The following is a 25981-nucleotide window of genomic DNA, read 5'->3' as shown; positions in this document are numbered from 1 at the left end:
AAATTTGTAATGCTACAGATTGTTAGTTGGATTAAAAAATAAAAATTATATATATGCACGGGGAAAAAGAGAATGAAAGTGGCGATTGTTGTTCCAGCCTATAATGAAGAAAAGCGAATTGGCAGAATGCTTGACCATTATGTGGAGTATTTTACTGGTCTGCATATTGCTAAGATTGTAGATTTTGAATTTATTGTAGTGCTTAATGGATGTGTTGATAATACGCATGGAGTGGTAGAAGCGGTACAAAAACGATGCGATAAAGTGCGAATGATTACATCAGAATCTGCAGGAAAGGGACATGCCATTGCTACTGGATTTGCGGATGCATTATTGAGAGATAATGATTTGATTGGTTTTGTGGATGCAGATATGGCTACCAGGCCCGAATACTTCTACGCGTTGATTCGAGAAATATATGATTGTGATGGTGTGATTGCAAGTAGGCATATGCCGGAATCAGTAGTAACGCCTGCTCGTCCGTGGATAAAAAGATGGGGTAAAAGAATATTCTATGATGGACTTGCGTATTTGTTGTTTGGACTAGCGTATTATGATATGCAATGTGGCGCAAAGTTATTTAAACGACATGTTATTACAACGGTGGTGCCACATTTGACGGTCAAGCAATGGGCTTTTGATGTGGAGTTGTTGTATCTGTGTAAAAAGAACGGATTTCTTATTAAGGAAATTCCAACGGTATGGCATGATCAAGCTGATAGTAAATTGACCAACATTTTTTGCGCAGGATTTCCGATGCTTGCATCCTTATTTCGTGTAAAATTTCGGCATTTATTTTCGTAATATTCTTTGGAGGGAGTATGAAACTGGTTGTACTGAGTATAGTATTGGTTTGTTTGTACTTGCCGGTTATGGCAAGTGATGATGAGGTCAAGCAAGCGGAGACTGATGGCATATTATACATTATGAAGAATCCACTTTGTTATCGTATTCAAGAGTGCGATAAACAATTTGATATCTGCGAAATATGCGCAACGGTTGGTTATAGAAAAGCGATTCCAATGGTACTAAATGGATCATCTGGCGAGGCTAAAGAATATTACGGAATGCCCCAAGAATTTGGGCTAGTTTCCTTTAAAGATGTTTTATCTTGGGAGGAAGATGAAGTTGTTCCGCTAAGAGTAGGAGACGAGGAACTAAAGCTCTTGTTTACCAATAAAGGATATACTAGAACATCTTCTACTGCGCTAATTAAACGATTGAGAGATGATTTTTTGAAGCAGCCATCTTGTTTGCAAGAAGATGAGCTACGTTTGCGTGCGTCAACTGTTATTGTAAAGGGTAAAAAACAGCAAATGACACATGGGGTATCGAGTCACAAATTGAGAGTTGCGCTTGAAAAAGGGCAGTCTATTGAACCCATAAGGTTGTTCAAAGAAAGTAAATGAAAAAAGGTTGTTTTTTCTATGTTTTCATAATTAGCATTGATTTTTAGGGGGAATCTTTATGTGCAGAATTGAAGTTTATATAGCGTTAGCAATATGTATATTTCCATCAATCATGGTAAGTGCAAGTGATGTTGCAGGCTACGAGCAAGATCAGCAGCAGATAGTTGATATCGCGCACGGTGCGCTATTTGTTATGGAGAGCCCATTGGTGTATCGCATTCGGGGTGATCAATTCGAGGTCGGTGCGCGTATTGGTGTCCAATATATGAATGAAGAAATTAATAGCAATTCTAAGCTACCATACAAATTAAATCCGTGTATTACCCAATCATATGGAACTATTCCTCTTGACGAGATTAAATATAGAAAAGAGGGAGAAATAGTTTTGTTGAAAGTAGACGAGAGGTTGATGCGGTTGAAATGTTCTAATAAGAGTTATTTACCAAACGAGGATTTTGCCCGCACCATTAGACGGTTAACAAAAGCATTTATCCAACGGCCTTTTTGTATTAAGAAAGACATGGAGCGCTTGCTTAATGCACAGGTTATAGTTAAAGACAAAAAAGGGAACATTGCGCATGGCCCAGCCAGCCAGAATTTGATCGCTTGGTTGAAAAGTAATAGATAGTAGTTTGATTGTTTTTTACGCGTCCATTACAATTAGAATGTTTTTTCAGCGTTGTGAATGTAAAAATAATTATGGGAATGGCAAAATGAGATTGTATGTATTTTTGGTAGGATTTTTTTTGAGTGGTGGATTACATGCCGCTCGTGCAAATGAAGATGATGATAGAAGACCAGCTCAAGTGTATGAGCGTTTGTATAAGCGAGCTTTTAATCTAGTGCACGAACTGTGCCTACCGGCACCGTATGCTTTCTTACCTTTTACGTTTCCGTTTTATAGTAAAGGGATAAAGCTGCAATATGGGGGGAAGGATCTGCTAAAGCGGGATTTAGTAGTAAAAAAAGATCCAGTGCAGTTTCTTAGAGATCTGATAGCATATCTCAAAACGCGCCGCGTAGGTTCAGAAGATATTGCTCAGAAGCAGTGGTCTCTAGGATTCCTGTATGCTGCCTCACAAGATTTTTATAAGCAAAATCTTGAGGTAAAACCAGGGGAATACAATACTTCTTATATAATTGAGATTCTTGAAAAGATGACTGATACCTCTAATAATCCTGGAGACTTTACCCTTCATGCAGTAATATCTGAGAAAGCTGATGATTGTGGAGAACAGAGCGCTGCAGCTCAATCGGCAGAAGCAAGACAGGAGCGGCAAGAAGATAGAAAAGAATCAGAAGCAGAGCTGAGTGACTCTGATTCTGATAATAATGGGGGCGCAAGAGATCTGGGTCCTATTGCACGTCTTGCAATAGAATTGAATGCTCGTCACCTAGCAGCATGCGCCGCAGTACTGGCGGCTGAATCGGCAGTCCAAGAGCCCAGGTCTTTTATGCAATTGAATCATGATGAAGCTCATCATGGGAAGGAAGCGGCGGTAGATAATAATGGGGACGAGTCAGATCCTACGTTGAGCCTTAAGGATCATTGTACAAGTTGGGGATATGCAGCGCGAGCAAACATCACACGTCTTGCAATTCCTTCAGCCATAGCATACCTGAGTAAGCAGGTTGATAATCGTGTGTTGCGTCGTACAGGATATTTTTTTGCGAGTATAAGTGGTTTGTTCGCTGCGCGAAGAATACATGAGAACTATAAAGAAAAAATAGAAAATTTGTTACGTTTGGCAAGAGAAGCGCGACCTTTGAATCATGCGCAACAGGAGTCTTTGTTGGCCTTGTCAGTGGGGGGTGATAGACGAGGGGCAGCGTATCAACGGGGATTGCAGAGATTATCACCGCGTAGAAATTAATTGAGAGACAATGTTTAATAATCTCAGCAAAATTTTTATAAAAAATTAGGATATACATGAAAATAGCACATCAAATTTTTCTTCTTATGGTAGTTGTAAGTGTTGTCACGCAGTTACCGGCAGCGAGTGCGCAATTGGTAGCGTTTGGAGCTCGAAATAACCCTTCAGTGCAATTTATCAATCAACAACCATCAGTTTCCCGTGTTGGCACCATTGAGTGCAAGACAACACGTTGCCAGGTGCTAAAGATAAAACCTGATGAGAGCACAAAGCGATTAAAAAATAATAGCGTGATGAACTTAACGTGGACTGATCGAGTGAAGATTTGCAAGCGCGCATTGTACTTGCCTTTGGACAAGCAGCCAATAATGGCAGCCTTAATAGCCTCTGCGTGTGCGCCAATTACTGTAGTTGCAGACCGATTTGAATCACCATATATAGGGTTGGCTGCAAAAATAGGGGCGATAGAAAGTAATTTTTTAATGATTTATTGGATCGCTTACAATTATGTTGATCAACGGTGTGCGTACTTAGCAGAAAAGGACTATTTTTGACGGATCAATTTTTATATCCCTTACATATATACAGCGATCCAAAAGGAAGTTTGCCCATATACGCTTCCAGAAATTCTAACCGTTTAAGTTTGTTTGGAAAAAATCCGTAAAATTGTAACGAAACTGCTGCATACTCGGTGTGCAGCAGTTTTTTTGTATACCAAGGCCAGAGCATGGAGGCATCTTTTTCCATAGGATTTTGCATAAAACGATAAGCGGTCATTAGATTTAAAGGATTCAGCTCTAGCATCACAAAAGTTCCGTTCGGTTTTAATATGCGATATATCTCTGCGCAGTATGATTCATGTTGATTTTTTGGAAGATGATGAAAAATATCTGCTGCATATATCAAGTCAAAGCTGCTATCAGCAAATGGAATTTTTGGTGCATCAGAATGTATGAACGTGATATTTTCATATGCCATTTGTGCAACCTCAATATGCTCTAGCGATGCATCAATGCCATAGATGGTTGCTTGTGGACAAAGTGCCTGCACAAACGAAGTCATGATGCCGTCGCCACAGCCAAAATCGAGTATTGTATGCGGTGTTGTCAGCAATTGCGGGAACCATTGCGTGAGTTTGATTGCTTTGTACTCAGCAAAGAAACTTTCTTGTGCGCCAGATAGTTCAATGTTTTTTCGCAAAAGTTTCTGGTAGCTTTGCCGTTGTTCTTTTACTGGCCGCATTTTTTTAGACTGTTTCCAGTGATGATGCTATAAATCGAGCAGCCGTGTATGGCGCTGTTTCTGTATAAATAGGATATGCAGCGCAAAGATGCGCAGCTTTTTGTCTTACTGCTTTCAGCACTGCATCAGTAGCATGATGTTTAATGCATTCATGGATAAGATGTGCAATCTCAATTGCTTGCGCTTCTTGCATGCCTCGTGTGGTGATCGCAGGGGTTCCTATTCGAATACCACTGGTAATCCATGGTTTTTGTGGATCAAAGGGGATCCCGCTCTTGCTTACCGTAATTCCTGCTTTTGCCAGCGCCTGTTCTGCCTGGAGACCGGTAAGCCCGGCTGAACGTAGATCAAGAACAAAAAGATGATTGTCAGTGCCACCGGTAACAATGGTATAACCAAGATTAATAAATTCTGTTGCCATTGCGTGTGCGTTTTTAAGGATCTGTTTTTGGTAATTTTTAAATTCTGGTTGCAGCGCTTCATAAAATGCAACTGCTTTTGCAGCGATAACGTGCATAAATGGGCCACCTTGCATGCCCGGCATAATTGATTTATCCACTTTTTCAGCGAGTTCTTTTTTGCAAAGGATTAGACCACCGCGTGGACCGCGTAAGGTTTTATGCGTTGTGCTGGTAACAATATCAGCATGGGGAAATGGATGGGGATGCAGTCCGGTTGCTACGAGTCCGGCAATGTGCGCTATATCAGCCATTAAATATGCGCCGACTGATTGTGCGATCTGGCCAAAGCGAGCAAAATCTATGGTGCGAGAGTACGCAGAAGCACCAGCAACGATTAGCTTTGGTTTGTGTTGTTCAGCAAGCAGTTGGATATCATCATAATTAAGAAGTCCAGTGATTGGATCTACCGTGTATTGAATTGCATTGAATATTTTTCCTGAAAAATTAACCTTGTGACCATGGGTAAGGTGTCCTCCTTCGGCCAAAGACATTCCCAAAATGGTGTCTCCTGGATTTAAAAGAGCAAAGTATGCAGCCATATTTGCCTGTGATCCTGCGTGTGGTTGAACGTTAGCATGTTCTGCGTTAAATAGTTTTTTGCATCGTTCTATCGCGAGAGTCTCTGCGGCGTCGACATATTGGCAGCCTGCGTAATACCGTTTCCCGGAATATCCTTCTGCATATTTATTAGTAAGTACTGATCCAGTCGCCTGCATTACAGCTTGAGATGTGTAGTTTTCAGAGGCAATTAGGTTAATTTCATGTTCAAGACGATCGGATTCATGAGCCATTATGGCAGCTATTTCTACATCAACAAACGTATCTTTACCAAATATTTGCATCGGATTCCCTTGTGAATAAGGAGGAGGAAACAGTACTCATGTAAGAATACGTTTTTTTTTATATTAGGCCAAGGGGGCATTACCATAGATTGAGTTGTGAGCGTATATGCGACACAAAAATAGGCTTGTTATGGAAAGCATGATGATATTTAAAATCTTCTAGCACCCATCCAATCATCTGCTTTCTGAGCCCCTGTTTGAGTAGTTCCTGTATCATGGCATCAGTTATAGGAGTGTCATCATTATAATTTTTCAGATATTCTGCAATTCTTCTTTTATCTCGAGCCGTTAAGGTAACGCAGCCTTTTTGATCATTGTTGCATGAAATAGTATAATCAACGGATTTCATTTTTTTAGGGCACGATGCTTGTTGTATGATTCTTTCTGCAGGAATTTGATACCCGAGCTTGTTGGCGTATGGATATTTTGAGTAGCAAATTTTATGATATCCGTGTATCAGGTTGGTATGCACAGCAATCGTTAATATTATTATTTGTAGGGCCTTCATATTTTCTCCTCATTGGGGGCGCGTGTTGATTTTTACTTAATAATAGTTTACTGATTGTAATAATTGTCGCGCAAGGATATTGCAAAAGAATCTTTTTTATCTGTATAATGATGGAGGAAATGTGTTAAAATTAGAGAGGTTTGATGAAAAGTGTAAAAATTGTATATGTCATTTTTGCAGCGCTTTTTTTTGGGGGTGTAAGAGCAGCATATGATTTTTTAGATGAATCCATCTATTACCGTGCCCATCATGGGATACAAAGTATGAAAAGCATGTATTAGTATCTGCATCCGAAATCTTATGGAAATTTACCCCGCATTGAGCAGTTTCAAAGAAGTGTTGAAGGTGCATGGCAGAGGTTTCAACTATTTAAAAAGCTGTCTGAATAGCAGACTTGTCTATCAGATATAAAAAGAATGGATGAGATGGTAGGAGAAGAATATAAGAGGCTGTATGGGGAATATATACACCAAAGGGCAAGGCGCTCGCGGTTATAGCGATTTTGCTTTATAGGGAAATAATATGAATATGAGAAAGTTTTTAGCCTTAGTTGGTGCATCGGTTGTTTTTTTCAATGTCCATGGGTCGCGCGTGAACCGTGTAGCTTCACAGGTATTTGAGCAATATGATCGTATGAGTCTTGATACGCAAGTGCTTCATGCTAAACTTCGTCCGGATGATCTTATAAGGCCAGAGCATATTATGCGTGCCTCAAGAGATCTTGAAGTGGCGTGGAGATTGGTGCGATCGGCGAAAACACATCAAGAACAGCTCAGACATTTATCGAATGTGCGAGGGTTTTATGAAATGGCGCTTACCGTGTATAACGCACAGAATGCGAGACGTGCGCGATTGTAAAAGCAGGTTATGGAAATTGCCGAATGCCTAGTTTTTGCCAATCCGCATTGAATTGTGTCATACCTTGAGTAGTTAATGGATGAGCCATCGCTGTTTTAATGATCCCACTTGGCACGGTTGCAATATCTGCTCCAGCTTGAACGCTATCATGAAGGTGCTGTATATGGCGGATGGAGGCGGCCAGTATTTTGGTTTCAAAGCCATAAAAATCGATCATATGTCGCAGTTGCTCAATAAGGGCGATACCATCGCTATCTATATCATCTAGGCGGCCAATGAACGGGGATATATAATAAACCCCAAGTTTGCACATCAGCAGCCCTTGTACGAGGGAGAAAACCAGAGTTATGTTAATTTTTATGTTTTCATTAACCAACTGTTTGATCACCGATAGATAATCAACGTGGCAGGGGATCTTAACTATCACGTTTTTTGCCAGTCCGGCTATTTTTTTTGCCTGTTCATATACAGCTTTTGGCTCCTGCTCAGTCACTTCTATGCTGACATCATGAGGGTGCATGATAGAGCATATTTCACGTAAATGTGCCGTTGGGTTAGTGGTCTCCTTGCTTAATAATGATGGATTGGTAGTGATGCCATCGATTAGTCCGGTGGGTTGCCATGTTTTTATATCTGATAGATTTGCGGTATCTAAAAAGAGGTTCATAGTGCTTCCTTATACAGTAAGTGGGTTGGTATTCTGATTTTTATCAGGTTTATGGGGCTAAAAGCAAGAGGGGATATATATTGGACTGTTTGCTTTTTTATATGCCATTTTTTATACTGTAAAAACGATATTCTGATTGATTTTCTTTGATAAAGAGGTAATTGTTGTGATTTCTACATCTGATTTCAAAAGAGGCTCTAAAATCCTTTTTCGTGACGAGCCATACATGGTACTTGATTTCCAGCATGTAAAGCCGGGAAAAGGTGGCGCGTTTGTACGTACGAAAATGAAAAATATGATCACCAGCCTAATCCGCGAAGAAACCTTCCGTTCTGGTGAAAAGTTTGATAATCCTAATCTTCAATATAGAACTATGCAGTATTTATATAACGAAGAAGGTCTGTATAACTTTATGGACCAAGAGGATTATGAACAGGTTGCATTCAATAAAGATCAGATTGAAGAAGTGCTCGATTATTTAAAAGAGCAATCTTTATACACAGTCTTATATTTTAAAGAAAGACCGATTGCCGTTACTCCGCCGATGTTTATGGAGTTGGAAGTAAAAGAGACGCCACCAGGAGTGCGTGGAGATACGGCTCAAGGAGCGGCTACTAAGCCTGCAACGATGGAAACTGGCTTGGTTGTACTCGTACCATTATTCGTTAATGAGGGCGATTTCCTCAAAATAGACACCCGAGAAGGTATCTATATAGAACGTATTAAAAAATAATAGCTGAATAAACGTTAGGTGGGTGTTTATATGAGTTGTTCTGTTGATACGACTGACGATATTGTCGGTACGCATGTATATGCAGAGTTATCACGTCGAGATATTCGATCGTTGATATTTCATTATTTGTATGCCATGGATTCATTGAGTTATGAAGATTCTTTGGAATCGATTGTTGATATGCTTAATCGTGGATTTGATTTAGATGTTCCATTAGATAGCGAAGTAGTTGTTATTACGCAAGCTATTATAGATCAACGAGATCAGCTTGATCAGCAGATGGTTCCGTTTTTGCATAATTGGCGTTTGGAACGTGTTGGTCTTGCTACAAAGCTGATTTTACGATTGGCGTTTTGGGAGTTAGATCAAAAAGACGTGGTGCATAATATTATTATTAACGAAGCGATTGAGCTTGCTAAATGTTTTGCAGAGAAAGACGCTTATAAGTTTATTAACGGTGTTCTCGATGAAGCGGTTAAGTCACGGGGTATTATTTTAACGGATGACACAGTTGCTGAATAAAAAATAGTACTTTAACGCGCGATTCATCTATTTATTTTTTCTTAAGAGGTTTCACTAAGAAAAGATAGACTGCTATCTTTTCTTAGTCACGGTTGAAAAGAAAAGATAGCTCCTCTACCTGTATTCCCCTTATTTGTAAGAATCATTTGCTTAGTCGCATGCTTTGTTGTAAAAAATAGATAGCAATGTGCCAAGATTTGATGTAAAAATAGATGATTCAAAAAAGTATAAATTTTAATTAGAAGAAGGGGTGCAGCATGATAAGAATGTTAATTTTTATTATGGGTTCTGTATTGATAAGCATTCCGTTGTTAGGAGCGGCACCAGATTCTTCTAGCATGCATATTATTATGATACCATCCACAGTAAATACAACGCGTATAACAGAAGCAGTAGCTCTGCGAGGGCTTGCTAATGGAAAACCATGGGCTGCATTTGTTTGGCCCAAAGCGGTAGGTATACCTCAGCCATCTCTTTCTGTTTTACAAAGACAAAGAACCTCTTCTTGTGGTGATTGTTTTAAAAGAGTATATCACCGCCTGAGATCAGGAGGCCAATCTCAGTAAAATAATCGGTGATAAAAAAATAAAAAAAGCGGAATGTAATTTCCGCTTTTTTGCTTCGTAGACTGTTTTTAATAAAAATATTATCAAGATCCTTGTGATGCTGTTTTCATTGCCTCAGCGCGCCTCAGTATAATTTCTTCTACCGCTTCCCGTAGCACAGGATCAGTAGCAAGGTGTTGCATGATAACATTCATGTTGACAGTTCCTGTAGTGGCTTCATTTTTTCGTGTTTTTTCTGCTACGATAGTTACTATTTCTGAACAGACATTACTGACACTTGCACCAATGATTTCCGGATGTTTTTCTCCATTAATGCAGGCATTGGTCACTGTACCGATTATGTTCGCGACTGAATGTAAAATAAGCTCGGTAGAGCGATCCATCCCTTTACGGGTTTTTGCGGTTAAATTTTGCTGTAGCTGTGTGAAGATTTCCTGGCTAGGGTTGGTGGATAGCTCTTCAAGGTTATCAATTTGGAGGCTAGTTTCTATGTATGCAGTAATTAATTTATTAAGTGCATTAGCTAATGTATGTTTCCGCAGATGAAAAGGGATGGATTCAACAATTGCTTCTATTATCTTGGCTAATTTTTGGATTATTTCATCAATGTTAGCATGTAGGGATTGCTGTTGTATAGCAGTGTCGATTTCTTCAGTTACGTCATATGGCATAGTCGTAGCGTTGATTCTTGTAGAGCTTATGATACAGAGTATGATGGCCACGCGTAGTGGGGTGATATTTTGCTTCATGAGTTCCTTTTTTTAAAAAATTTCACTCTTCTTTTTTTTGTTCTATTGGTTCTTCTGTACTGGATATTAAGACCCGTAGTACTTGTTTTTGAGTGGCTTGTTGTACATAGAAGTTGAACTGTTTATATTGAAACTGCTCACCTTTTTGAGGAAGTCGTTGTAACTGTTCAGTGATAAACCCACCGAGTGTGACTGCGTCTTCTGTGTCAAATATAATGCCAAGCATCTGTTCTAGATCTTCAAGTGGAGTGGTGCCGTCGACAATCCAACCACCTTTTTGCAAAGATGTTATTTTTTCCGTAGGCATTTCATTTTCATCAATGATTTCGCCAACAATTTCTTCAAGCACATCTTCAAGAGTTACTAGTCCGGTCATACTGCCATGTTCATTGATGACAATGGCGATATGCTTATGTTGTTGTTTAAATTCTTTTAGTAGCTGATTAATTTTTACGCTTTCAGGGATAAAGAGGATGGGGCGCATGATATCTTTAACAGGGGAGTTGATATTTTTAGCGGCAAGAGCAAATACATCTTTGAGATGGACCATGCCAATAATGTTATCGACTTTGTTTTCATAAACGGGAAAGCGAGTGAAACCATGTTTTAAAAATAGATCGACAACGTCTTTGCTCATTGATGATGCATTTACAGAAACAATTTTTACCGATGGAACAAATACTTCTCGTACTGGTGTGTGTCCAAGATCAAAAATATTTTGGAGCATCGTGGTTTTTTCTGTTTCCATGATTCCTTTATCTTTGATGTAGCCGATTAAAAATTGAATCTCTTTTTCAGAAGATACCCATTCACATCCTCCTTCAGTTTCATCCTTGCCGGTAATTTTTGTGATAAAAAAATCAGAGATTTTAAGAAGAATGGTAACGATAGGATATAAAAGGAGATAAATAAAGTTGATAATCCATATAGTTGATTTGAATAATCGTTCGCCGCTTCGCTTTGCAATGTTTTTAGGGATAATTTCACCAAATATAATAATGCAAATGGTTGCGACGCCAATGCCCAACGAAAATCCGACTCCATTGGAAAAATTTAAATGTGAAAATAGTACTTCGGTAATGTAGGTGGCAATGGCTGCTGTGGTAACGTCTGCTAAGGAGTTGGATATTACGATGGTGATGAGCACTCGATGGGGATTTTTTTCTAAGGTGTTAAATAATGCTTTATATTGTGGATACGCTTCGGCCATTTCTTTTAATTTGAATAGCCGAAGCGCAGTTATACTTGTTTCTAAGAACGAAAATAGTGCGCGCATGCACAGCGCGATAATCAGAAAAATAAACGGCGTTTGTAGCGTACTTAGCGGTATTGGTTCCATACTTTATATCCTACTCTCATTTTTTATAGATTACTCAATTGGATCATCTAAATCTTCCGATATTTCATCGATTTCTTTATCGAAGAATGTCTTAAGCTTCTTGCTACGGGATGGATGACGGAGTTTGCGCAGCGCCTTAACTTCAATTTGTCGAATACGTTCTCGTGTTACGGAGAAGTCTTTTCCAACTTCTTCAAGGGTATGCTCAGAGGCAACGTCGATTCCAAAACGCATTTTCAGAACTTTTTCTTCTCGTGGTGTTAACGTTTTAAGTACTTTACGCACTCGTTCTTTTAGGTCGTTGTTAGCAACCGTATCAGATGGAGAAAAATCATTTTCATTTTTGATAAAATCCTTTAGATACGCATCTTCACCATCGCCAACAGGCGTTTCAAGAGATATCGGCTCTTTAGAGATTTTAATGATGTTTTTGATTTTCTTTTCATCAAGATTTAGTTCTTTTGCTAACTCTGTATGGGATGGTTCCCTACCGTGCTCTTGTACAAAGGTGCGGCGTATTTTATTAATTTTATTAAGTGTTTCTACCATGTGCACCGGTACGCGAATAGTACGCGACTGGTCAGCGATAGCGCGAGTGATTGCCTGCTTAATCCACCAGGTTGCATATGTTGAGAATTTATAACCACGTTCAAACTCAAATTTTTCTACTGCTTTCATAAGCCCGATGTTACCTTCCTGGATCAGATCAAGAAAGTGTAGCCCGCGGTTAACGAATTTTTTTGCAATATTAACAACAAGGCGCAAGTTTGCTTTAGCAAGGTTGTCTTTTGCACGTTTATCATTTTGTTGAGCGGTTGCGAATTGATGATAAAGAACAGTGATCTCTGATTTTGGAAGTCCAACTTCAACTTCAAGTTTTTTGATTAACTTGTTGGCAGAGCGCATGTTTCTTTCATGCTCTTGTATTGCTTCTAACTCGGCTTCGTTTGGATTTTCGATTTTTTTAAGATCTTCTAAAACTTGAGTAGATTCTCGCGCAATCGTTTCTTTTTCTTGGATTTTATTCAGGTATTTTTCAATACGTTTTCCAAGCTTTCTGATTAATTTATTAGAAAGCTTTATGCTTTGAATCTTTTTACCAATTTCCTGTTTATTATCTTTGATTTCTCCAAGCATTGCATCGCGGTCCTGTTTGGTGACCAGTTGACCTCGATATTTTGCATAAATCTTTTCTTCATTTAAGATCAACGTTTTTATGGTGTTGATCATTTTTATGATGTTTTTCTTTTCTTCTTCGATTTTTGGAAGGTTTTCTTCGTCAAATTGAGAGAATTGAATGAGGTCTTTTAAAATCAAAGAATCTTTAGAAAGACGTTCTCCGATAGAGAGAAATTCTTTATGGATAAATGGAAATCGAGAAATGATTTCGATACAATCGCGCTTGCTTTTTGCGATCATATTAGAAATTACGGTTTCTGTTTCTTTATTAAGAAGTGGTATTTTGCCGATATCGCGTAGATAACACTTTACTGCATCACTAATGTGCGCCGCAGTGTCAGCCCGTGCAACTTTCTTTTTATCATCATCTTCGTCGCTCTCTTCTTCCTCATCTTCTTCTTCAAATTCATCTTCGAGATTCAGAGGGTTCTGTAATGCTTTCTCACCAAGGTCATCCTCATCATCTTCATGGATGTTTTTTTGCTCCATCTCTTCTTGAGTAATGAGTTCGATATGAGATCGTTCAATGCGAGAAAGGAGTTCACTCGTCTCTTTTTCAGACAGGTTTGTTCGATCACAGAATTCGATTACTTCTTCATATGCAAGAAAGCCATTCTGTTTTCCATGGTCAATGAGTTCGTTAATAAGCTCTTTTTTAAGATCTAAGTTGGTGGTAGTAGTTTTTTCGGTTACTACTGGTGCAGGCGTTTCGTTTTTATTTGTTTTTTTCATACAATGATCTTTAATTTTTAAATAAGATTCTTGTGAACTATTTTTCTCTTTAAGGCTAAAAAGTCTTGAATTATTTTTTCAATCTTTTCTTTATTTGCGTACTCTTCTTCCTGTGCAATTTTGATTTTCATATTTTGCACGATGAGCTTCCAATTCTTTTTTTGTAGTTTTGTAAGAAGCTGGTCGAATTCTTCAGGGGATGTCTCTTGTTCTTGATTCATGAGTAGCTTGCTAATGAATTGTTGCTCTTTGGGGTTTAACATATCAAAAAACTGAATAAAGTTGAGCGATGAGCATATTCTTTGTGCCTCTCTGAGCCGCGCTAATATTTTATTAAATGGGCTCGGCAAATATTCTAATAAATATACCGCATTATCATCATTCAAAAGCGTAATATCTCCCATTATAGCGAAAAACAGGGCTTTTTCTAGTCTTTGGTCCTGTGGTTGCTCTGATTCTTCAGGTTCAGCAGGAATATCGGGTAGCTTTCTGGGGGTACGTTGCGGGCTCGCCAGAGTAGAGTTTTTCAGGGATGAGACTGGAATTTTTAATATATCGGATGCCCGCTGGAAGAGTAGATCCTTGGTTAGGGGGTTGTCCAGCCGCTCAATGGTGGTGATAATCTTTTGGGCAAGTTGTAGTTTTTTGTGGAGCGTCTGATGCAAATAATCTTTACTTAAGATAGTAATGAAATATTCAAAAATATCTTTTGCGTGTTCAATCAAAGGGGTTAGCTGTTCTCCTTTTATTAGAAATGATGCTGGATCTTCTCCAGAAGGAAGACAAATTACTTTCAGTTCGATTTGTACTTGCCAGCACAGTTCGGTCAGGCGTAGCATTGCTTCTTGGCCTGCGCGATCTCCATCATACAGAATAAAAAGTTGTTGTGCGTGGCGTGCAAGGATAGTGAGATGTTCAAGAGTACAAGCGGTTCCCAGTGTGGCTACAGTGTTGTGATAGCCGTATTGTGCCATAACGATACAGTCGGTATACCCTTCGACTAAAAAGGCGGTTTCTGCTTTTTGAATTGCTTGTTTGGCGATATCAAGTCCAAAAAGGAGGGATCCTTTTGAGAAAAAATCAGTTTCGCGGGAATTATAATATTTGGCTCGTTGATCTTGTTCTTGATAAATGCGTCCACCAAAGCCACAATATCTACCTAAATGATCTTTTATAGGAAAGATAATCCGCTGTTCAAACGGGGAATATGCAACAGTTTTTCCTTGGCAGATAATATGTGCTTGCAGTAAATCATCATATAGTATCCCTTGTTTTTTCATAAACTCAGTAAACATTTTGATGGCTGCAAGTCCACCAGGAAAAAAGCCAATCGTAAAATGGGCAATGCTTTTTTGGTTAATATTACGATTGTGCAGGTAATTCAATATTGTGGGGTTTTTGGTGAGGTTTTCAGCACACCAGGAAGCAGTTAGTTCGCAAATCTTAAAGTATAAGTTCTTTTTCTCAAGTGAAACACCATCATCTTTTGCGATATTATCTGGAATGGTAAGTTGGTATCGGTCAATAAGATGTTGTGCTGCTTCCATGGGGGAGCAGTTTTCTATAGTAGCAGTAAAGGTAATCAGATCTCCGCCAGCATGACAGCCAAAGCAGTAAAAAATTTCTTTGTGTGGGCTTACGGTAAAGGACCCAGTTTTTTCTGAATGGAAGGGGCAGCTTCCTTTCCAGTATGAGCCTGCTTTTTTGAGTGTTGTGTATTCTTGTATGACGTTCAAGATCGATAGGTTACTTTTTATATAGCTAAACAGGTTCATGGTACTGGTACGGTTTGGTGGTAGCGTATGAAGCATATATAAAAAGTATAAATCCTAAGGCAAACAATCCAAGGGCGATCCATTGGTGTGTCGAAAGAACTAATAACGATGTATAGGGTAAAAACTCTTGGTCTCCGCGAAAGAAATCAACTAAGAACCGTTCCATCGTGGTACCCATTAGATATAATGCAGTAATTTGGCCAGGTTTTTTAAACTGATATTGTAATTTAAAATATATAATGAAAAACAATAGTAATGATATACAAGCACTGTAGAGTTGTGTCGGATGAATTCTTACAAATAATGGTGCAGATGATTCAAAGTCGCTATAGATAACCCCCCAAGGCATAGCGGTTTGGATACCGTGACAACATCCTGATAAAAAGCAGCCGATACGGACAAATGTATGAAGCAACGCAGCATGAATAGCAAGAAGATCAAAAAAAGGTATGCAGGGGATTGCATGCCACCGTAAATAGAGTGGCATGACCAGTAAAATGCCTACAAAAGCTCCCAGAGAAGAAACTCCTCCACTTGTTACATCAAAAATATCGGTGTAATGCTGCAAGGTACGCCAGTTTTGGAATATAAATAGTATGCGGCATCCAACAACGCCAACAATGATGCTGAGCAAAATTGCATCTAAAAAACTGTTTTTAGTGACAATTTTTGCACGCAATGGATGTTGTAATGTAAGGTATATCGTTGCAATAAGACCCAAAACAACAAATAAACCAAAACTGTGTATGGTAAAAGGACCATAGATATGAGCAATAGTGTGCAACAAGAATATTCCTTATTACGGTATAATTTCAACAAATGAAGTTAGTTGCGCTCTCTCATCATCCAGCATTACGCGGTTATCAACTTTCCAACCAAAAGTAGCGGTTACTTGTTCTTTTTTTGGATCAATTGCATATACATATTGTCGAGACGTTTCTCTACCGTTTTGAAATTGCGCGTAATAGGTGATGTCGACACAGTTGTTCTCACAATCTATAGTAACGGTTTCTTCAGGCCCAGATTTTTTACCGTTCACGGTTAGATAGAATTCTGTTGGATAATAGGTGCCAAAAAAATGTTTATATCCTAATGATGCTTTAGGCATATCAGCGACCACAGTAACGGATCGTTTTTTTGCATCTGCATTTGTAGTCGATTGCACTTGAGCTGTTGTAGAGACAGTGCTTTCAGTAACAGCAATAGCAGTTTGCGTAGCCGTTGTTTTTAGATCAGTAGCAACGGTTGCTGTAGCAACAGGAAGGAGGGTTGCTTCAAATTCTTTAGTTTTTGCCGGTTGTTTCTGCGCAAGTGGGCAAGAGTTACATGATTTTTTCTTGGTTTTTTTTGCACAAGATGATTTAGAGGTAACAGCCTTTGACTTTTTTGTTGCCGTTGGTTGCGGGGCAGCTGAAAAAACGATTGATGGTAATAACAGTAATGCAAACATTGTTTTGGTAGACACGATAAAAATCCTTTATTAATGTTTAAAAACTAACCTTTTTTTAATTTTATCTGTTCTCGTATATTAAAAATTAATAGCGCAATTGCAGCGGGGGTCATACCTGGAATTAATGCCGCATGTGCGATAGTTTTTGGTGTATATTTATGTAACTTCTCCTGTAATTCCTTTGATAATCCCGGTATATCTTTATATGAGAATGTATCAGGAATTGTCATTGATTGATACTGGATATTTTTTTCGATCTCTTGCTGTTCTCGTTCGATATAGGGTTGGTATCGAATTTCGGCGTGTATGATTTGTACAGCTCGGTCAGAAAGGGGTACCGGTGCATGGGCTCGTAGCTCTGCTATATTACATTCCAGCTCACCAAACTTTTTAAGTAGCTGTGTATTGCTATATTTGCTACGGAAAAAAGTTAATGTATCAAAAACGGCTTTTTGTTCTTCCTTAAAGTCGGTATACATCTGTTCATCGATCATACCAAGAGCATGTGCTTTGTCAGTGAGTCGTAAGAATACATTATCTTGACGGAGTAACAGTCGTCGTTCTGCACGCGATGTAAACATGCGATATGGTTCATCAACACCAAATGAGACTAAATCATCAATCATAACCCCAATGTATCCTTCATTACGATCCATGATAAATGGCGGTTGCTTTGTGTGATGTAAATGTGCATTAATCCCCGCCATAATTCCTTGACCTGCAGCTTCTTCGTATCCTGTGGTACCATTAATCTGCCCTGCTAAAAAAAGGCCAGGAATAGATTTGACTTCCAGCGTATGATGCAGCTGGTTTGGCAGTACGAAGTCATATTCAACTGCGTATCCTGGGCGAGTGATCACCGCGTTTTCAAATCCAACAATGGTTTGTAGATACTCTTTTTGTATTTCTTGAGGAAGCGATGTGGAGATTCCATTTGGATATACTTCATCAGAATCAGCACCCTCTGGTTCTACAAATACGTGGTGCGATTCTTTATTAGGGAATCGGCCAATTTTATCTTCAATGGATGGGCAGTATCGTGGTCCGATCCCAAAGATGTTACCATTATACATTGCCGAACGGTGGAGGTTGTTTCTGATCACATCGTGCGTCTTTTTATTAGTGTGCGTTATATAGCAGGGATGTGTATGTATCGATTTATGAGGATAGAACTCAAACAAATAATTAAGATCATCAGCCTCTTGATATTCTAACTTTGAAAAATCGATGGAGCCCTTAGCAATACGGGGAGGAGTTCCTGTTTTTAAGCGTCCGAGTTGTATACCCTGATTTTTAAAAAATTGTGAAATACCCGTTGCTGCCGGTTCATCTTGTCGTCCTGCAGCAAAATTTTTCTCACCAATATGGCATTTACCATTTAAAAAGGTACCGGTTGTAATAATCACTGTTGGAGCACTGATTGTTTCTCCGGTTGCAGTGATAATGCCGCGTACATGGCCAGTTTCATCAAGACATACAGACTCTATCATCGCCGAGCGTAAGGTAAGATTTTTTGTCTGTGCAAGTGTTTCTCGGCTTAATTTGTTGTATGCGTATTTATCAATTTGCAGACGCAGTCCTTGAACAGCGGGCCCTTTTTTTGTATTGAGCATACGGGCTTGTAAGTAGGTTTTGGTACAAAGTTTCGGCATTAGGCCACCCATAGCGCTAATTTCATATACCATATGTCCTTTGCCTACACCACCGATTGCAGGATTGCAGGGCATGAGGCCTATTTTTTGCGTGTCGATGGTAATCATTAAGGTTTTAGATCCCATCTTTGCTGCGGCATGTGCTGCTTCTATTCCGGCGTGGCCACCGCCAATAACGATAACATCAAAATCATAGGTAGGTGCTGTATTCATTTGTTCTTTGTAAAAGTAAGCGGTTTAACAAAAATGAGTTTTTAGGCTTTAATACCATAAAAACTCATTGTAAAGCATCTTGTGATAACCAGCAAGTCTTTTGGCAGTTGTATACATTGCGGTCTTGCTTGGCTTTATTTAATTTTTTTGTTGGTCGAGTTGCATCTATCAGAGCTTGCGTTTAGATGAGTGCGTAGGTCGCGGGTGATGATGTAGGGTGGTTCTGACTGCAGGTAGTTCCAGGGTCCTTAATACTTTATGCAGACCTTCGATATTGGTCAGCGCTATTGCTAGTGCGCTTTGCCATTGAGAGATTGCCGGTCCCCATGATGATCTTTGCAATTGAGATAGTCCTGATGCAGCCGCTTGATTATTACTAGACGCACTACTAATTGTTTCGATTAATGAAGGAAGGGTCTGTATTCTTTCTTGTAAGCGCATACATTCTTTGTGTTGGTGGTGCAAGAAGAAACTTAACTGATTTGTCGTATCTGTTGCTTGCGTTAATGCAGCAGTATATTCAGAAGGTGACGCTGCAGCGTTTGCCCATGCTACTATTCCACCGTCTTCATCGCCGCTATCACTTCCTGTCTCCCATGCTGATATGTCGTCACCACCACCATTTTTGCAATCATCAGCAGCATGTAATTGGATGCTATAATTAATGGAAAAGCAGAGAGCTAGAGTAATTAGTAGAGTATGTCTTGTCATATTAAATCCTGAGTTGCAGATGAGTAGATATATATATCGGCTAGATAGAATATGAAAAGAACGATAGTTTGTACAGAGAGGACACACGTATAAACAAAAAAGGCTTTCAGAGGATTACCCTAAAAGCCTTTTCATTTTTTATCGGTATGAGGTGTATTATTTATCTGCTGTGTTTAATACGATGTTTGAATATTGTTTTCCATTCAGTTTTTGAAAACTTTCGTATTTTTTCTGGGAATAGTGGGGTATATGGATGTAATGTTTGCCCCAGTTCCATCATATCGCCCAAGCTAGTTGAGCGATTATAATTTTTTAATGTGGTATAAATAGTTTTTATATCTGTGCAAAGCATAGAGAGCAATTTGTAGATGATGTCGCTACAATCTTTTGCTTTTGCTTTTATTTGCTCAAGGGCTGATATTCTCAATTCTAGTCTTTTGAGATGTACGTCTAACGATTCGGTATTATTCATATTGGCAAATGATGTAACCCAGCTTGTCCATCCATCTAAATGACTATCGACGGATTCTGTTAGAGACTGATCGCTATTGGCATTACAGATCTGCTTTCTTATTGCCTCAAGAGGGAATTTACAGGTGGGAGCTGCAGAGGTTGAGGCGCTTATGAGTAGCATTGGCAAGAGAATCGCCCCGATTGCTTTATTTTTTATAGTATTCAGTTTCATAATGTACCTTTTCGGTAAAAGTTAATGTGATTACCATATACTTTTCCTCCATTTTGATACCATTAAGTGTGCCAGATGGGGCTTTTAGGGTCAACCCCCCGGCCAAACCCCCCATTAAATCGATGTATTGGGCAATTTTGGTTTGTTTTGATATACTTCTTGTACATTAATATAACATATATTTATATAGTTAGAGTGAGGGTCATGATATATCATTTGTCTATTTGGCTAAAGTCATATATTTCTGGGTTTAATGTGGTCCATTATGTGAGCTTTCGAGCGATTGCTTCATTATTGAGTACATTGTTTTTTTCTTTTGTGTTTGGTGATGCTTGCATTGCAATATCAAAAAAGAATTTTCGATCAAAAACGCGTGAGATGTTGCCAGAATCGCACAAAAAAAAGGATGACACGCCGACAATGGGAGGTGTCTTTATTCTGGGTGTGGTAGTGCTTAATACTTTGCTATGGTGTAATGTGTTTGACCCGCGTGTTTGGTTTTTTTTATTTTGTTTTGTTGGTTTTGGTGCAATTGGATTTTGGGATGATTGGTGCAAAGTTATGCACAAAAAAGGAATCGCTGCGGGAATGAAGTTTAAATTGCAATGGCTCGTAGCAGCGATGGTTGCACTCGGCTTAATCTTTTTTGTTGATGGCGCAACAGTTCTATCGTTTCCATTTTGTAAAACGTTGCAGTTAGATATCAGCTGGTTATATGTTCCATGGGCTATGTTTGTGATTGTGTCTACGAGCAATGCAGTTAATTTAACCGATGGGCTTGATGGTTTAGCAATTGGATCATTGTTGCCAAACTTTGCACTGTTTTCATTATTAGCATATTTAGCAGGTCACCATGCACTCGCCAGTTATTTATATATTCCATTTACCGGATCTGCTGAAATAGCGGTTATTGGTTCTATTTTGGTTGGCGCTTCGCTCGGCTTTTTATGGTACAACGCCTATCCAGCAGAAATTTTTATGGGTGATGTTGGTTCGCTATCGTTAGGTGCCGGCCTTGCCCTGATGGCATTGATGGCAAAACAGGAGTTCTTACTTGTTATCGCCGGTGGCCTTTTTGTCCTAGAAACAGTGTCGGTAATTGCGCAAGTAATGTCATTGCGGTATTTGGGTAGACGATGTTTTAAGATGGCACCGATTCATCACCATTTTGAGCTGCTTGGTTGGCAAGAATCTAAAATTACCGTTCGCTTTGGCATTATCTCATTTATTTTATGCTTGCTTGCATTGATTACGCTAAAATTGCGTTAAATTATGTAAGATTATTGTAGTGATCTGTTTTTTCGATGAAAAAATATAAAAAAGGATAATGATATGATTTTCTTAGATCCAAAAAGTGATATTGCCTTTAAGAAATTGTTTGGTGATATTACGCATAAAAACATTTTAATGAGTTTTTTAAATAGCGTATTAGGTCGAGTAGAAGGGAATAAAATTATTGATGTGGTTATCAATGATCCGAATAATGTCGCTGAGACTCCTGCTTCTAAAACGAGCGCAGTAGGTGTTCGCTGTACCGATCAGGACGGCAATCAATATATTGTTGAAATGCAGGTTGTTGATCAAAAAGATTATGCTCCTCGAGCGCAATATTATAGCGCTGTAGCGCTTGACCGACAGCTTGCTGCGCGTGGAGAATATACCACATTGGTCCCCGTTATTTTTGTTGGCATACTTGATTTTAATTTGCTTGCTACAACAGAATACATTAGTCATCATTTTATTTTAGACGCCAAAACATTTGCTCATGAGTTGAAGCATTTAGAGTTCCATTTTATAGAGTTGAGTAAATTTGAGAAAGAGCTTGAGTCTCTTTTTACCGTTCTTGATAAATGGATTTATTTTTTGAAGCACGCAGTTACGTTACAAAAAATTCCCTCAGCTTTAAAAGATCCTGTGATGACCGACGCTTTTAATGTTCTTGAGCAAGGTAACTGGTCAAAAAAAGAATTGGAGGCATACGACCGATATCTGGACCAAATCCGTTCTTCTGCAAGTCAGTTAGAGACCGCATATGATAAAGGAATAGTAGAAGGCAAAATGAAAGGTGGATTAGCAAAAGCCTTAGAAATTGCACAAGACCTTTTGGATGTTTTAGATGTTGCAACAATTGCTAGAAAAACAGGGCTTACTGTAGCACAACTAGAAGAGCTTAAAAAACGAAAATAGCTAAAATCCCTGTGGTTCTTCACGCATTGTTTTTTGCGTATACAAAAACATTACTATGCCACAAACAAGTAATGAAACAAAGTACATTAAAGCAACAAATCCTGAAAGCAACAGTCCTCGAATGCAGGCAGCAATCAACAGTAGGCAATTGAAAAGTCCCAGCGCTGGAATCCATAATGGAATCGTAATGCTTGGACGTGCTCGCTTTGCATAGACAAGTGATAGGACGCTCATTGTATAGGTAAATACAACCCCGAGAGCTCCTATTTGCTGAAGGACGACTATTTGTCCGCCAGATATAAATAAGTACATAATGCACAGAGCTCCTTCAGCCAGAACACAGGCAGAAGGGATCGCATTTTTATTCAAAGCAGTAAATAGAGATGAAAAGAACACATGGTTGTGGGTTGCAAGTGTATGTAAATTCCAGACGTTACTAAACAGTATTCCATAACTGCCGCCAAGTATTGAAGCTGCAATAGCGAGATTCAGCAAGCCACCGATAGTTTGAGCTGTTGTGGCCGATGCAGGAGTGAGCAGTGATGCGAGTCCAGGGAATGCATCGCGGAATGTTGCATATGAAAGAAGTGATGTGCCGAGAGCACCATACATAAGAAATTGATACGCAATTATTATGCCAATTGCGAGCGCGTATGATATTAAAATCGCTAGGGGGCCATTCTTATGCGCATTCTTAATATGGTTGCTTAATGAACAGGCAGTTTCAAATCCCATCGTTGCGTAAATTACCAGAGGTATAGTGCCAGGAATGCCGACCCAGAGTAGATGAGTTTCTGTAAAGTTACTGCCGGTAAAAAGATATAAGCCAGCGCAGATAGCAAAAATAATAGGAATCATTTTTAGAACAGTGAATATAGTTTGGATTCTGCCTCCCGTCCTCATATTGAACATGTTAAGTCCAATAAAGCATGCAAGAATAGAGGAGTCTAGTATAAATGGATGTAGCTGTGCAAGCGCTGGAATCAGTTGCTGGAGCGTTATAACTGACGCATGAATCATTAACGTAGCAGATGCAAGCTTTGCCGTGAAATAACTCCATGCGCTAATAAATCCAGCGAATAGGCTTAATTCGCATTTTGCAAATGTATAAAATCCTCCGGCTGGATGGATATTCAGAAGGTGCGCCATAGAAATAACAAGTGGTAACAATAAAATACCAATAACTGCATAGCTCACAAATCCAACTGCACCCGCCCGTTCTGCAAGAATGGTAGTGTTTAAAAAAATACCTGAGCCAAGCATTGTATTGATATTAATTAATATGGCAATTGGCAGAGAGAGAGTTCGTTCTTGTTGCATGTAGGTTTCCCTAATCTAGATCTGTAGTATTAATTTTCTTTGATTTAGAACTTATCCGAAAATTAGTTGGTGGATCAATGTATTGTAAAATAGTGCAATAGATGGCGAAAATTTTCGGATAGCTCTTAGTCAAACAGAAAACTAAAAATCTGGCAACTGCAATTATTTGATTTTGCTCAAATATAATGCAATTGATCCTGCAACAGCCGCATTCAAGCTTTCTGTATTACCTGGCATAGGGAGTGTAATCTGTTGTTCGCATGAATCAATCCATTCTTGTGGAATACCATGAGCTTCGTTGCCAATAACGAGTAAGGATTCAACGTCATGCAATTTGTGTGGTGGGCGTCCGCCGCTGACTACCAATGCGCACAGTGGTATATCCCCTTTTTTCTCAATGAGTTCCATCCAATCCCATTGGAAAATCTTGACCGTGCCAATAGTTCCCGCGGATGCTTGGATTACTTTTGGACTCCATGGATCGGTGCCTTCGACAACTACAATTGAAGTTGTGCTGAGTGCTGATGCGGTTCTGATAAGGGTACCCATGTTGCCTGGATCGGTGATGTTTGCAAGTACCATTCCGCTGGAAAGTTCTTCAGCGGCTGGATGTTTTGGTATTTTAAAAACAGCGACAAGGCCGCTTGCAGTTTTTGTGCCGCTGATTTTTTCCATCACCACTTGATCAACGATAGTGATAAATTTTGCATGGGTTAATGAAAGTGCGGTATCAAGCATTGCTTGTGTTGTATACATTTGCACGAGCTTTGCAGAGCTTTTAATTAGCGTGGTGCAGGTGCGTACGCCTTCAGCAACAAACATTCCCAGCTTTGAGCGTTCTTTTTTGTCTTGTAATGCTGCAACTGATTTAATTTCGACATTTTGCGTAGAGGTGATTGTTTTTATATTCATTTATTTTCTTTATTGTAAGAAGTTTCTGAGGAATCAATGTGAATTTTTTTATCTTCGGTCAGTTTTCCAAGGTATTCAGGAAGCTCCATGCCTGCCATGTTGGCAACATCATGCAGTGATGGGAGAGATTTTACCATATTTTTCATGAAATTTGCAGTTGAGCTACCATCTTTTGCATTACCGCTATCCCATACCGTGATTTTATCGATCTTGATATTGCGGATTGCTTCCGTTTGAAGTTTAACCAATTCTTCAAGTTTTTCGACAAGAAGCATGGTGGCAGCATCTTTGCTGTTGTTTCCGCACGACTTGATGAGCTCTTGATACCCGTGCGCTTTTGCGGATAACACTCTTTGGGTGCCTTCTGCTTCAGCCGTTTTGATGAGTAATATAGATTCAGCGTGTCCCGCGGCCTCTGTTTTTTGTTTTTCTGCAGCAGCTTGTGCATCAATTTCAATTTTGCGCTTTTCGATTTCTCGAACAACAATTTGTTCAGTTTCAAGTCGTTTGAGTTCAGCGATTGCTTTTGCCTCTTGAATGGTTGCAGCTGCTTGTTGTTCGGCAACCTCACTGCGTTGGTCAGCAAGGGCCTGTTTTTCTGCAAGGTCAGCATTATATGTTGCCACGTGTGCTTTTGCTAGATTTTCACCTTCAATTGCTTGGGCATGATAGGCAGCAACGCTGATGCGACGTTCCTTTTCCGCAAGCGCTTTACCGATTTCGCCCCGTTTTTCAGCTTCAGCGACATCGATTTTTGCTTGGTTCAGTGCGGCAGAGGCAGCTTTTTTACCAATACTATCAATGTATCCCGATTCATCATGAATATCGGTGATGTTAACGTTGATAAGAATAAGACCGATTTTTTTAAGCTCTGTATCAATATGATCACGAATAGACTCTAAAAAGCTTTCACGATCGAGATTGATCTGTTCAATGGTGAGAGATGCAACGGTTAATCGGAGCTGGCCAAAAATAATTTCTGAAGCCATGAGTTCGATTTCTCGTTTATTAAGATCAAGAAGACGAATAGCAGCATTGCTCATTAATTCTTCTGTAGTACCAATAGCGATGGTAAACGTTGAAGGGAGGTTAACCCTGATGTTATGAAGCGATAATGCACTTTTTAAATTGATATGGATGGTAATAGGAGTTAAATCTAGATATGCATAATCTTGAATGAGTGGCCAGACGAATGTACCACCACCATGATAACATTTGACTGATTGGCCTTTTGCAACCTTACCATAGACGGCTAAAATCTGGTTGGATGGGCAGCGGCGATATCGAGCGGCAAGAAATATGAGGGTAAGTATGCAGCTAACGAGCGAGACGCCTGCAACTAGTATGAGGTCCATTGATGACTCCTTGAGAGTGAAGTAGAGAAACACTGTTTTT

The 25981-nt window shown here is 39.3% G+C and carries 27 protein-coding genes; 11 read left to right on the top strand and 16 right to left on the bottom strand.

Annotated features, from left to right (window positions below; genetic code table 11):
• Positions 1 to 72: 72 nt before the first annotated feature.
• From VGT41_03995 to VGT41_03975, 5 genes are all read left to right on the top strand, one after another.
• Positions 73 to 804: a glycosyltransferase gene (locus tag VGT41_03995; GenBank protein ID HEV2601436.1), complete on the top strand. Its 732-nt coding sequence runs from the start codon at positions 73 to 75 to the stop codon at positions 802 to 804.
• Positions 805 to 821: 17 nt separating this feature from the next.
• Entirely contained in the window at positions 822 to 1409 is a 588-nt protein-coding gene (locus tag VGT41_03990) for a hypothetical protein (protein HEV2601435.1), read from the top strand.
• A 58-nt stretch (positions 1410 to 1467) separates the two neighbouring features.
• On the top strand, positions 1468 to 2037 hold the full coding sequence (locus VGT41_03985; GenBank protein ID HEV2601434.1) for a hypothetical protein: 570 nt from the start codon (positions 1468 to 1470) through the stop codon (positions 2035 to 2037).
• Between the two features lie 85 nt (positions 2038 to 2122).
• On the top strand, positions 2123 to 3283 hold the full coding sequence (locus VGT41_03980; protein ID HEV2601433.1) for a hypothetical protein: 1161 nt from the start codon (positions 2123 to 2125) through the stop codon (positions 3281 to 3283).
• A 56-nt stretch (positions 3284 to 3339) separates the two neighbouring features.
• Positions 3340 to 3837: a hypothetical protein gene (locus VGT41_03975; GenBank protein HEV2601432.1), complete on the top strand. Its 498-nt coding sequence runs from the start codon at positions 3340 to 3342 to the stop codon at positions 3835 to 3837.
• Between the two features lie 4 nt (positions 3838 to 3841).
• Here the strand turns inward: VGT41_03975 and VGT41_03970 are convergent, their stop codons facing one another.
• The 3 genes from VGT41_03970 to VGT41_03960 form a co-directional block, all read right to left on the bottom strand.
• Positions 3842 to 4525, bottom strand: coding sequence for a class I SAM-dependent methyltransferase (locus VGT41_03970; GenBank protein ID HEV2601431.1), 684 nt, complete (start codon positions 4523 to 4525; stop codon positions 3842 to 3844).
• A gap of 4 nt (positions 4526 to 4529) precedes the next feature.
• Positions 4530 to 5828 carry a serine hydroxymethyltransferase gene (glyA, locus tag VGT41_03965; GenBank protein HEV2601430.1) on the bottom strand — a complete coding sequence of 433 codons (1299 nt, stop codon included), beginning with the start codon at positions 5826 to 5828 and terminating at the stop codon, positions 4530 to 4532.
• A gap of 79 nt (positions 5829 to 5907) precedes the next feature.
• Positions 5908 to 6336 (bottom strand): hypothetical protein, encoded by a 429-nt coding sequence (locus VGT41_03960; protein HEV2601429.1) that lies wholly within the window; start codon positions 6334 to 6336, stop codon positions 5908 to 5910.
• Positions 6337 to 6858: 522 nt separating this feature from the next.
• On the opposite strand from VGT41_03960, the gene VGT41_03955 reads away from it, so the two are divergent.
• Positions 6859 to 7194: a hypothetical protein gene (locus tag VGT41_03955; GenBank protein ID HEV2601428.1), complete on the top strand. Its 336-nt coding sequence runs from the start codon at positions 6859 to 6861 to the stop codon at positions 7192 to 7194.
• 7 nt (positions 7195 to 7201) lie between these two features.
• On the opposite strand, the gene VGT41_03950 is transcribed toward VGT41_03955, so the two are convergent.
• Entirely contained in the window at positions 7202 to 7861 is a 660-nt protein-coding gene (locus VGT41_03950) for a transaldolase family protein (GenBank protein HEV2601427.1), read from the bottom strand.
• 166 nt (positions 7862 to 8027) lie between these two features.
• Between VGT41_03950 and efp the strand changes: the two genes are divergently transcribed.
• From efp to VGT41_03935, 3 genes are all read left to right on the top strand, one after another.
• A complete protein-coding gene (gene efp, locus VGT41_03945) occupies positions 8028 to 8594 on the top strand; it encodes an elongation factor P (protein HEV2601426.1) in 567 nt (188 codons plus the stop codon).
• A 30-nt stretch (positions 8595 to 8624) separates the two neighbouring features.
• Positions 8625 to 9116, top strand: a complete 492-nt coding sequence (gene nusB, locus VGT41_03940) for a transcription antitermination factor NusB (protein HEV2601425.1) — start codon at positions 8625 to 8627, stop codon at positions 9114 to 9116.
• 257 nt (positions 9117 to 9373) lie between these two features.
• Positions 9374 to 9682: a hypothetical protein gene (locus tag VGT41_03935; GenBank protein ID HEV2601424.1), complete on the top strand. Its 309-nt coding sequence runs from the start codon at positions 9374 to 9376 to the stop codon at positions 9680 to 9682.
• An 83-nt stretch (positions 9683 to 9765) separates the two neighbouring features.
• Here the strand turns inward: VGT41_03935 and VGT41_03930 are convergent, their stop codons facing one another.
• The 9 genes from VGT41_03930 to VGT41_03890 form a co-directional block, all read right to left on the bottom strand.
• A complete protein-coding gene (locus tag VGT41_03930; GenBank protein ID HEV2601423.1) occupies positions 9766 to 10431 on the bottom strand; it encodes a hypothetical protein in 666 nt (221 codons plus the stop codon).
• 22 nt (positions 10432 to 10453) lie between these two features.
• Positions 10454 to 11770 carry a hemolysin family protein gene (locus VGT41_03925; GenBank protein ID HEV2601422.1) on the bottom strand — a complete coding sequence of 439 codons (1317 nt, stop codon included), beginning with the start codon at positions 11768 to 11770 and terminating at the stop codon, positions 10454 to 10456.
• Between the two features lie 30 nt (positions 11771 to 11800).
• Complete coding sequence (gene rpoD / locus VGT41_03920) at positions 11801 to 13681, bottom strand: RNA polymerase sigma factor RpoD (protein HEV2601421.1); 1881 nt, start codon at positions 13679 to 13681, stop codon at positions 11801 to 11803.
• Positions 13682 to 13698: 17 nt separating this feature from the next.
• Complete coding sequence (gene dnaG, locus VGT41_03915; protein HEV2601420.1) at positions 13699 to 15456, bottom strand: DNA primase; 1758 nt, start codon at positions 15454 to 15456, stop codon at positions 13699 to 13701.
• Positions 15443 to 16243: a prolipoprotein diacylglyceryl transferase gene (locus tag VGT41_03910; GenBank protein HEV2601419.1), complete on the bottom strand. Its 801-nt coding sequence runs from the start codon at positions 16241 to 16243 to the stop codon at positions 15443 to 15445. Before VGT41_03910 ends, dnaG begins: the two co-directional genes overlap by 14 nt.
• Before the next feature lie 12 nt (positions 16244 to 16255).
• On the bottom strand, positions 16256 to 16921 hold the full coding sequence (locus tag VGT41_03905) for a hypothetical protein (protein HEV2601418.1): 666 nt from the start codon (positions 16919 to 16921) through the stop codon (positions 16256 to 16258).
• A gap of 29 nt (positions 16922 to 16950) precedes the next feature.
• Complete coding sequence (gene mnmG, locus VGT41_03900; GenBank protein ID HEV2601417.1) at positions 16951 to 18771, bottom strand: tRNA uridine-5-carboxymethylaminomethyl(34) synthesis enzyme MnmG; 1821 nt, start codon at positions 18769 to 18771, stop codon at positions 16951 to 16953.
• A 168-nt stretch (positions 18772 to 18939) separates the two neighbouring features.
• Positions 18940 to 19482, bottom strand: a complete 543-nt coding sequence (locus VGT41_03895; GenBank protein HEV2601416.1) for a hypothetical protein — start codon at positions 19480 to 19482, stop codon at positions 18940 to 18942.
• A 160-nt stretch (positions 19483 to 19642) separates the two neighbouring features.
• On the bottom strand, positions 19643 to 20167 hold the full coding sequence (locus tag VGT41_03890) for a hypothetical protein (GenBank protein ID HEV2601415.1): 525 nt from the start codon (positions 20165 to 20167) through the stop codon (positions 19643 to 19645).
• Positions 20168 to 20371: 204 nt separating this feature from the next.
• Here VGT41_03890 and mraY point away from each other — a divergent pair, with 204 nt between their 5' ends.
• Together mraY and VGT41_03880 are read left to right on the top strand one after the other, a co-directional pair.
• Entirely contained in the window at positions 20372 to 21436 is a 1065-nt protein-coding gene (mraY, locus tag VGT41_03885) for a phospho-N-acetylmuramoyl-pentapeptide-transferase (GenBank protein HEV2601414.1), read from the top strand.
• Positions 21437 to 21499: 63 nt separating this feature from the next.
• Positions 21500 to 22354, top strand: coding sequence for an Rpn family recombination-promoting nuclease/putative transposase (locus VGT41_03880; GenBank protein ID HEV2601413.1), 855 nt, complete (start codon positions 21500 to 21502; stop codon positions 22352 to 22354).
• Here VGT41_03880 and VGT41_03875 read toward each other — a convergent pair whose 3' ends face one another.
• The 3 genes from VGT41_03875 to VGT41_03865 form a co-directional block, all read right to left on the bottom strand.
• Entirely contained in the window at positions 22355 to 23674 is a 1320-nt protein-coding gene (locus VGT41_03875; GenBank protein HEV2601412.1) for an APC family permease, read from the bottom strand.
• Positions 23675 to 23836: 162 nt separating this feature from the next.
• On the bottom strand, positions 23837 to 24586 hold the full coding sequence (locus VGT41_03870) for an RNA methyltransferase (protein HEV2601411.1): 750 nt from the start codon (positions 24584 to 24586) through the stop codon (positions 23837 to 23839).
• The gene (locus VGT41_03865) at positions 24583 to 25941 is read right to left on the bottom strand and encodes an SPFH domain-containing protein (GenBank protein HEV2601410.1); all 1359 of its coding nucleotides are present in this window, start codon (positions 25939 to 25941) and stop codon (positions 24583 to 24585) included. The genes VGT41_03870 and VGT41_03865 overlap by 4 nt, the downstream gene beginning before the upstream one ends.
• Positions 25942 to 25981 lie beyond the last annotated feature (40 nt).

It is taken from the genome of Candidatus Babeliales bacterium (genome assembly GCA_035944115.1).
Taxonomy (GTDB): domain Bacteria; phylum Babelota; class Babeliae; order Babelales; family Vermiphilaceae; genus DASZBJ01.
This window is presented reverse-complemented; position numbering and strand designations above follow the sequence as displayed.

Bases quoted from the DNA above. Each gene is read 5' to 3' on its own strand.
- VGT41_03995 (HEV2601436.1), top strand. From the start codon at position 73: ATGAAAGTGGCGATTGTTGTTCCAGCCTATAATGAAGAAAAGCGAATT.
- VGT41_03990 (HEV2601435.1), top strand. From the start codon at position 822: ATGAAACTGGTTGTACTGAGTATAGTATTGGTTTGTTTGTACTTGCCG.
- VGT41_03985 (HEV2601434.1), top strand. From the start codon at position 1,468: ATGTGCAGAATTGAAGTTTATATAGCGTTAGCAATATGTATATTTCCA.
- VGT41_03980 (HEV2601433.1), top strand. From the start codon at position 2,123: ATGAGATTGTATGTATTTTTGGTAGGATTTTTTTTGAGTGGTGGATTA.
- VGT41_03975 (HEV2601432.1), top strand. From the start codon at position 3,340: ATGAAAATAGCACATCAAATTTTTCTTCTTATGGTAGTTGTAAGTGTT.
- VGT41_03970 (HEV2601431.1), bottom strand. From the start codon at position 4,525: ATGCGGCCAGTAAAAGAACAACGGCAAAGCTACCAGAAACTTTTGCGA.
- glyA (HEV2601430.1), bottom strand. From the start codon at position 5,828: ATGCAAATATTTGGTAAAGATACGTTTGTTGATGTAGAAATAGCTGCC.
- VGT41_03960 (HEV2601429.1), bottom strand. From the start codon at position 6,336: ATGAAGGCCCTACAAATAATAATATTAACGATTGCTGTGCATACCAAC.
- VGT41_03955 (HEV2601428.1), top strand. From the start codon at position 6,859: ATGAATATGAGAAAGTTTTTAGCCTTAGTTGGTGCATCGGTTGTTTTT.
- VGT41_03950 (HEV2601427.1), bottom strand. From the start codon at position 7,861: ATGAACCTCTTTTTAGATACCGCAAATCTATCAGATATAAAAACATGG.
- nusB (HEV2601425.1), top strand. From the start codon at position 8,625: ATGAGTTGTTCTGTTGATACGACTGACGATATTGTCGGTACGCATGTA.
- VGT41_03935 (HEV2601424.1), top strand. From the start codon at position 9,374: ATGATAAGAATGTTAATTTTTATTATGGGTTCTGTATTGATAAGCATT.
- VGT41_03930 (HEV2601423.1), bottom strand. From the start codon at position 10,431: ATGAAGCAAAATATCACCCCACTACGCGTGGCCATCATACTCTGTATC.
- VGT41_03925 (HEV2601422.1), bottom strand. From the start codon at position 11,770: ATGGAACCAATACCGCTAAGTACGCTACAAACGCCGTTTATTTTTCTG.
- rpoD (HEV2601421.1), bottom strand. From the start codon at position 13,681: ATGAAAAAAACAAATAAAAACGAAACGCCTGCACCAGTAGTAACCGAA.
- dnaG (HEV2601420.1), bottom strand. From the start codon at position 15,456: ATGAACCTGTTTAGCTATATAAAAAGTAACCTATCGATCTTGAACGTC.
- mnmG (HEV2601417.1), bottom strand. From the start codon at position 18,771: ATGAATACAGCACCTACCTATGATTTTGATGTTATCGTTATTGGCGGT.
- VGT41_03895 (HEV2601416.1), bottom strand. From the start codon at position 19,482: ATGACAAGACATACTCTACTAATTACTCTAGCTCTCTGCTTTTCCATT.
- VGT41_03890 (HEV2601415.1), bottom strand. From the start codon at position 20,167: ATGAAACTGAATACTATAAAAAATAAAGCAATCGGGGCGATTCTCTTG.
- mraY (HEV2601414.1), top strand. From the start codon at position 20,372: ATGATATATCATTTGTCTATTTGGCTAAAGTCATATATTTCTGGGTTT.
- VGT41_03880 (HEV2601413.1), top strand. From the start codon at position 21,500: ATGATTTTCTTAGATCCAAAAAGTGATATTGCCTTTAAGAAATTGTTT.
- VGT41_03875 (HEV2601412.1), bottom strand. From the start codon at position 23,674: ATGCAACAAGAACGAACTCTCTCTCTGCCAATTGCCATATTAATTAAT.
- VGT41_03870 (HEV2601411.1), bottom strand. From the start codon at position 24,586: ATGAATATAAAAACAATCACCTCTACGCAAAATGTCGAAATTAAATCA.
- VGT41_03865 (HEV2601410.1), bottom strand. From the start codon at position 25,941: ATGGACCTCATACTAGTTGCAGGCGTCTCGCTCGTTAGCTGCATACTT.